The organism is Vibrio genomosp. F10 str. 9ZD137 (assembly GCF_049974785.1).
Lineage (GTDB): Bacteria > Pseudomonadota > Gammaproteobacteria > Enterobacterales > Vibrionaceae > Vibrio.
In genome coordinates, this window is record NZ_JBNGCJ010000619.1 from 1 (window position 1) to 6345 (window position 6345).

At 42.9% G+C, this 6345-nt stretch carries 7 protein-coding genes, 1 other RNA gene and 1 pseudogene; 5 read left to right on the forward strand and 4 right to left on the reverse strand.

The genetic code is table 11. The annotated features are described in order from the left end of the window. Both ACP45E_RS14990 and bamE read left to right on the forward strand, forming a co-directional pair. A pseudogene (locus tag ACP45E_RS14990) lies at positions 1 to 407 on the forward strand (DNA repair protein RecN); the annotation flags it as partial. Positions 408 to 590: 183 nt separating this feature from the next. Further along, positions 591 to 950, forward strand: a complete 360-nt coding sequence (bamE, locus tag ACP45E_RS14995) for an outer membrane protein assembly factor BamE (protein ID WP_017034185.1) — start codon at positions 591 to 593, stop codon at positions 948 to 950. Positions 951 to 1114: 164 nt separating this feature from the next. Here bamE and ACP45E_RS15000 read toward each other — a convergent pair whose 3' ends face one another. Together ACP45E_RS15000 and ACP45E_RS15005 are read right to left on the reverse strand one after the other, a co-directional pair. Next, positions 1115 to 1423 (reverse strand): RnfH family protein, encoded by a 309-nt coding sequence (locus ACP45E_RS15000; protein WP_026026567.1) that lies wholly within the window; start codon positions 1421 to 1423, stop codon positions 1115 to 1117. Continuing rightward, positions 1413 to 1856 carry an SRPBCC family protein gene (locus ACP45E_RS15005; RefSeq protein ID WP_017034183.1) on the reverse strand — a complete coding sequence of 148 codons (444 nt, stop codon included), beginning with the start codon at positions 1854 to 1856 and terminating at the stop codon, positions 1413 to 1415. The genes ACP45E_RS15000 and ACP45E_RS15005 overlap by 11 nt, the downstream gene beginning before the upstream one ends. Before the next feature lie 115 nt (positions 1857 to 1971). Here ACP45E_RS15005 and smpB point away from each other — a divergent pair, with 115 nt between their 5' ends. Then, a complete protein-coding gene (gene smpB, locus ACP45E_RS15010) occupies positions 1972 to 2454 on the forward strand; it encodes an SsrA-binding protein SmpB (RefSeq protein WP_017034182.1) in 483 nt (160 codons plus the stop codon). 66 nt (positions 2455 to 2520) lie between these two features. After that, positions 2521 to 2887: a transfer-messenger RNA gene (gene ssrA, locus ACP45E_RS15015) on the forward strand. Between the two features lie 215 nt (positions 2888 to 3102). Here the strand turns inward: ssrA and ACP45E_RS15020 are convergent. Both ACP45E_RS15020 and ACP45E_RS15025 read right to left on the reverse strand, forming a co-directional pair. Continuing rightward, positions 3103 to 4362 (reverse strand): type II toxin-antitoxin system HipA family toxin, encoded by a 1260-nt coding sequence (locus ACP45E_RS15020; protein WP_017037638.1) that lies wholly within the window; start codon positions 4360 to 4362, stop codon positions 3103 to 3105. After that, entirely contained in the window at positions 4359 to 4688 is a 330-nt protein-coding gene (locus ACP45E_RS15025) for a helix-turn-helix domain-containing protein (protein WP_017034174.1), read from the reverse strand. Before ACP45E_RS15025 ends, ACP45E_RS15020 begins: the two co-directional genes overlap by 4 nt. Positions 4689 to 5437: 749 nt before the next feature. Here ACP45E_RS15025 and ACP45E_RS15030 point away from each other — a divergent pair. Continuing rightward, a partial coding sequence (locus tag ACP45E_RS15030) for an MBL fold metallo-hydrolase (protein ID WP_069585185.1) occupies positions 5438 to 6345 on the forward strand: 908 nt, incomplete at its 3' end.

Here is a 6345-nt window from a genome sequence, read left to right on the forward strand (position 1 = left end):
CCGGCCAACCGTTACAGCCAATAGCCAAAGTTGCATCAGGTGGCGAACTATCACGAATCTCTCTTGCGATTCAGGTCATCACAGCACAAAAAGTAGAGACGCCAAGCTTGATTTTCGATGAAGTGGATGTCGGGATCAGTGGCCCAACGGCGGCGGTTGTCGGAAGAATGCTAAGAACATTAGGTCAATCTACCCAGGTTCTGTGTGTAACCCATCTTCCGCAGGTTGCAGGGTGCGGTCATCAACAATTGTTTGTGGCGAAAGCAACCAAATCAGGGAAAACAGAAACGAAAATGCACCAACTTAATGGCGATGAACGAATTGCTGAGTTGGCAAGACTACTAGGTGGTAGCGCGATTACCCAATCGACTTTAGCGAATGCCAAAGAATTGCTAATAGCGGCATAGTGATTGAAAACGCTTAATTCGCAGGCTCAAAAAGTTCCTTTTTCAACCTCATTTGAGCATTCTTTGCAACCTATCTCTAAATTCGCGGTCTGAAACAGTTCGTAGGAAAAGGAGTTTTTTACTTCTGTGCCGAGGTTGTTTATTATCACCGCAGTTTAATGTTCATTTGCAAAGAAAGAAAATATGCAGTTTAAAAAATGGTTAGTCATCGTCCCCCTAGCTATGACAATGCTAACGGGTTGTTCAGTACTAGAAAGACTTGTTTATCGAATTGACATTAACCAAGGCAATTACGTAGAACAAGAGTCCGTAGACCAACTCAAGTTTGGTATGACAAAAGAGCAGGTACGCTATGTGATGGGCTCACCGATGTTGATTGAAAATGGTTACCCAGACACTTGGTACTACATCTACCATTTGACTGAAGGCCACAAAGATCCTGTTCAACAAAACCTCGTGGTCAATTTTGATCCATCAGGAACACTTGTTGATATTGTTGGCGACTACCCAGCTAGTGAGCAGTTTTTCGAAAGTATCAACTAGATTGTAATGTCTACTAATGATTTATATCTAAACAATATAAAAATGGCTCGTACAAATACGAGCCATTTTTTTGCATCAAACTCAGACCCCACTAGATAACGCCTCAATACCTTACTGAAAAAATATGACTATCGTTACTCATACTCTATCGGTAACTTTCGTCGTTATTTGCTCTTTTCTAGTTTGGCTTGTTCCGCTCTTTTACGGCGAATTTCTTTTGGATCAGCAAGTAAGGGCCGATAGATTTCGATACGGTCTTTGTCCTGCACGGTCGCATCAAGCTTCACATTACGGCTAAAAACGCCCACCTTATTTTTTTTCAAATCAATCTCAGGGTAAAGTGACAATACACCAGATTGAACAATGATCTCTTCCACACTTAATGACTTATTGACCACAAGTGTAAAAACTCTCTGCTCCTGAGGCAGAGCATAAACCACTTCAACGTGGATCATCTCAGATTCAATACTCATAACACCCATACACCTGTTTTGCTCGCTTGGTAAACGAACTCACCATATTGTTGGTTAAATCGCTAAAAATTTTACCAAAAGCCAATTCAACCATTTTGCTCGAGAATTCAAATTCTAATTTAAGTTCGACCTTACAGGCGCAATCATCCAGAGGGGTAAAATGCCACCCACCCGTTAGCGAACGAAAAGGGCCATCAACCAGGCTCATTATGATAGATTGACCATCAGTTAGCTGATTTGATGTGGTGAACGTTTTACTGATTCCGGCTTTAGACACATCAACAGACGCCACCATGCTCACTTGAGAAGATTCAATCACCTTCGCGCCTGAACACCCCGGCAAAAACTCTGGATAGCTGGCAACATCATTAACCAATGCGTACATCTGATCAGCACTGAAAGAGACCAATGCTGAACGACTCACTTGTTTCATGTTAACTCCGGTACTGCTTTACATAATCATTCATTACTGTAATTCTACGTTTATTCTCTCTTAGAGCAAATAAAGGATTTCCTAACCGAAATCCAAGCCGTATAATGCAGGCACTATGGCAAAGAAATCAAAGAATAAAGCGGGTAGCAATACCATCGCTCTTAACAAAAAAGCTCGCCACGAATATTTCATTGATGATGAAATTGAAGCCGGCTTGGAGCTACAAGGCTGGGAAGTAAAATCTCTGCGTGAAGGTAAAACCAACATTGCAGAAAGCTATGTCTATATTCGTGACGGTGAAGCGTTTGTAAGTGGTATGACAATCACACCATTAACTCAGGCTTCTACTCACGTTGTTGCTAATCCAACTCGTATACGTAAGCTACTTCTCTCTCGTAAAGAACTTGATAACCTTATTGGTCGCATCAACCGTGAAGGCATGACACTGGTCGCTACCGCACTCTATTGGTCTCGCTCTTGGGTGAAGCTAAAGATCGGTGTTGCGAAAGGTAAGAAACTGCACGATAAACGTACTGATATGAAAGAAAAAGACTGGGCTCGCGATAAAGCACGGATTATGAAGAGTAATTTGCGTTAATCTTGAGCACTTAAACGCACAGTGCTAGACAGCCAATGCTTTTCTGGTACTATGCGAAGAACACTTGGGGCTGATTTAGGATTCGACAAGAATTTTGAAGTCTGAGGTGCATGCCGTGGGGCGGTTGGCCACGTTAAAAGCCGCAAAAAAATAGTCGCAAACGACGAAAACTACGCACTAGCAGCTTAATAACCTGTTGAGAGCCTTTCTGCCCTAGCTTCCGCTTGTAAGACGGGGAATAACAGAGAGTCAAACCCAAACTAGCTAGATCGGATTCTCCCGCCTGAGAGATGAAGTTCGAAATTTAATTCAGGATAGTCATTTACTAGCGTGTCGGTTCGCAGGTACTTGGTGAATTTAAAGATCGACTAAGCATGTAGTACCAATGATGAATGATTTTTGGACGCGGGTTCAACTCCCGCCAGCTCCACCAATTCAACATTTAAAGACGTCCTAGGGCGTCTTTTTTTGTGCCTATAACAAATCAAAATCAATGACTTATCGTCTTTCAAAGTCTTTTTACATTCTACAGCTTCTTTGCTTTTTAGATACACCCAAAGGTACACTGCTGAGTTACCTCCCCGCTTCCTCTAATGTGAAAAATCTCTTCAGCTTAAGTAACTTGCTCATCTAACTCTCTTTATAGGTCTACAGGGAAATTCTGAAGTCATCACTCAACTTGCCCCAGTGTTTCTTTAGTGCGTCTTTTTGCTCAACTTCCATAGGAAGCTCTTGCAGCAAATTGGGCCAGTTTTTTCGGGCTAGGCTCATCACATCAATCAGGTGTGGCTTAACCGCAACCCACAGTACTCCGGCTTTCTCAGCCCACTCTTCAAAGTGCTTCATGGTGATTTCAAACCACTGTTTGGTTCCTACCATGTTCAGCGCAAGGCTGTCATTTTCTATATACGGAGAGGTGAATACCACGTCATAAAGAGGCGATAAGCGCGGGGAGTAAGCATCGCTATAAATCAACGTCCAGTTTTTAAGGTGTGCATCGCCATTTCCTAGCAAGATGTTAATCAATAACCTTCTTGCCATCTGCTGAATGTCTTTCAATCGTTCAGAGCTAGATTGATAGAGCACGTTGCCTAGTTGTTCATAGTTAACCCGTTGATATTTGTCCGAAGGGTAAAGGCCAAATACTTGAGCAAAATCTTCAGTATGGATACGCCCTTGGTCACTACGATCGAATCGCTTGATGCCATAAGCATATTGCTCATCCGGTAATTTAATACTGGGTAACCCCTCAAGCTCTTCCAGTTCAATTAGTCGTATTTCAGGTATCTCTGCCCCCGCCGCCTCAGCCAGCTTCATACAGGTATATTCATTGACGGGTACACCTTTGTGAACAGTAGATGGGGTTTTAATAATCCACATGTCCTCAGAAATCTCTTGATCGATATGGTATCGGCCATCTAGATGTGACGAGGAAAACTTCATTTGTACGCCTGCCAATGAAAACTTGGTATCAGCATGTCTAACATTGATTTGCTGAGGCTCTGTCGATAATCGCTGCTCTAACGCCCAATCGGGCACATCACCCGCTTTTATCGGCTTAGCGATTAGTGCTCCTGGCAAGTTAGAGCCCAAATAGGCAAGAATTGAAAATTCGTTGTTTACGTGGCATTGGAGCGCTTTGGCTGTCAGCTCTCTCAATGCTCCCTCTGGTAACAGATTGGATAATACAGTCGGGATTTTATCGGTCCGAATCTGAGGTTTACTTAAATAGCCAGGGTCACGCAGTTGCCTCAATGTAAAAACAGGCCGCTTCTCAACTCGCATCACAACAAATTCGGGATTAAAGGTCAGTATATTTTTTCCACCAGCATAATGTGTAATAACCGCTACATCGATGCCATGCAACTGGATATTAAGACCCTCGACCTTTTCTACCTGCCTGGTCATGATTTGCCCTCTATGTCGAACCAAAAGCCGAGATCATCAGTATCATCTTGCAATCCATCTGAACTTTGGGTGCTATCGCTTTGACGTTCTGACATTTTATCTGGCGAGGAAAGAAAGGTTTTCTGGCCTTTAGGTAAAATAGAGAGCTCTAAGTCCAATCCTTCTAAAATTCTGAGTAAGGTTGATAGCTTTACGTCACTACCCGCTTCAATTCGCTGATACTGCTGCTGCTTCATGCCGATTCGCATGTACATGTCTTTTTGCTCGATACCCAGCTTTTTACGTTGCTCGGTAAGCAGCACTGCAATTTCATCAATATTCTTCACAACCACTCTCCTAACAACTTTAAAGTTGTACAAGGCACTATAAACAACATATTAGTTGTAAAAACCCCCTCTAACAACTTTAAAATTGTATTTTGCATCATAAACAACTCAGAAGTTGTTCCGTTGAGATGGATGAGAGAATTAGATTCTGAGGAAGTGCACACTATTTGGGTGAAAAATGGGGGTAACCGTAAGGAATAGGTACACCAGTAAAAACCAAATCAATACAACTTAATGAGAAACAGACAGTTAAAAATCAAGTTCAACTTACGCCAGCCGCTTGAGGATGGATGCAACCCGTTGATTTGTAGGGCTTTTTGCGTTTTCATGCTTAGTTTTAGCGGTTTTTCACTGAACATAGGTACTAAAACATGCGCTATTTGACCCTAAGCAAAACTAGAATCTGGTCCTTTAGATTTCAAATCCCTTCCGCTGTTATCTCAAGCGTGCAGTAGTGATAACGCAAAAGTGGAATTAAGTTGAATCCCCGTATTTTCGAAGATGAAAGATAAGGTTATAACATTATCTATCTGGCGCGGATCGCGCTCTAAAATATCCACCTACGAGCACTAGCGTTTCATTCATTGGGATTTTAGCTCGCTCATTATTCAAAAAATCCATGCAATCAAGTAACACACTCGTTATGTATTCTCCTTTTCATCGCATTAATCGAACCCAACTTTGTATTTACATCGCTCCAGAGGCACAGTAATGAATCGTTGATTATGGCGTTAATTGGGGAGTGGATTATGGAAATCATACATCACGGCGGCAAAAATACCATTACAGGTTCTTGCCATGAACTGAGAGCCAATGAACAATCCATTCTTATCGACTGCGGGTTGTTTCAAGGGGCTGACACACGCCCACTTGATATTGAGTTTGCTACTCAGCACCTCGACGCATTGCTACTTACCCACTCTCACATCGATCATATTGGCCGCTTGCCTTGGTTACTTGCTACGCAATTTAGCAAGCCTATTTATTGCAGTGACGCGACCGCAGAGCTAGTGCCATTAATGCTTGAAGACAGCTTAAAACTGCAACTGGGGTTAACACAGAAAAAAACCGAACAGGTACTTAATCATCTGCGTCGTATGCTAAGCCCTCGAAAATACAATCAATGGTTCCCGATCACGAAAGAAAACCCCAACGGGCTAATGGCTCGATTCCAGCAAGCTGGGCATATTCTTGGGTCTGCCTATATAGAGGTTCGTCTACCCAACCAAGAGGTCATTGTGTTTTCTGGTGACTTAGGGCCGAACAATACCCCTCTTTTACCTGACCCTGTCTCCCCGCAACGTGCCGATCACCTATTGATTGAAACCACATATGGTAACGCAACGCATGAGGACATCAGTACCCGCTCCGAGCGGCTTAAAGCCATTATCGACCGTTCCCTGAGCGATGGTGGAGTCATTCTGATCCCTGCTTTTAGCGTAGGTCGAACCCAGGAATTGCTGTTTGATATTGAACGGCTCATTTATACGCACCAGATAGATATTAAGGTTCCTATCATTCTTGATTCACCAATGGCTCAAAAGGTCACCGATTCGTATCGTCGCTTTAAACAACTTTGGGGTCAAGAAGCCAAAGAACGATTACAAACACACCGTCACCCACTCGCTTTTGAGCAATGTATTACCGTTGAAGACTA

Bases quoted from the DNA above. Each gene is read 5' to 3' on its own strand.
- bamE (WP_017034185.1), top strand. From the start codon at position 591: ATGCAGTTTAAAAAATGGTTAGTCATCGTCCCCCTAGCTATGACAATG.
- ACP45E_RS15000 (WP_026026567.1), bottom strand. From the start codon at position 1,423: ATGAGTATTGAATCTGAGATGATCCACGTTGAAGTGGTTTATGCTCTG.
- ACP45E_RS15005 (WP_017034183.1), bottom strand. From the start codon at position 1,856: ATGAAACAAGTGAGTCGTTCAGCATTGGTCTCTTTCAGTGCTGATCAG.
- smpB (WP_017034182.1), top strand. From the start codon at position 1,972: ATGGCAAAGAAATCAAAGAATAAAGCGGGTAGCAATACCATCGCTCTT.
- ACP45E_RS15020 (WP_017037638.1), bottom strand. From the start codon at position 4,362: ATGACCAGGCAGGTAGAAAAGGTCGAGGGTCTTAATATCCAGTTGCAT.